The sequence below is a fragment of the Streptomyces sp. A012304 genome (genome assembly GCF_026008495.1).
GTDB lineage: Bacteria > Actinomycetota > Actinomycetes > Streptomycetales > Streptomycetaceae > Streptomyces.
The window spans coordinates 1-242 of record NZ_BQUN01000186.1 but is presented as its reverse complement, the minus strand read 5'-3'; the positions used below and the strand labels follow the sequence as shown (position 1 = coordinate 242).

The 242-nt window shown below is 65.3% G+C and carries 1 protein-coding gene; it reads left to right on the top strand.

Features of this window, described 5'->3' with window-relative positions:
• Positions 1 to 242 (top strand): PA14 domain-containing protein (locus ALMP_RS37775; RefSeq protein WP_264936500.1); only part of this gene is annotated, 242 nt, incomplete at both ends.

Below are 242 nucleotides of genomic sequence, written 5' to 3'. Positions count from 1 at the left end.
ACAACTTCGGCGTGCGCTGGACGGTGACCCGCGACTTCGGCTCCGGCGGACCGTTCTCCTTCACGGCCTCCGCGCAGGACGGCGTACGGGTCCACGTGGACGGCGTCCGCAAGATCGACCTCTGGCGAAACGTCTCCTCCACCGTCACCAAGACGGTCAACGTCACCATCCCCTCCGGCAAGCACACCCTGCGGATCGACTACGTCAACTGGACGGGCACCGCGAACGTCAAGTTCACCTAC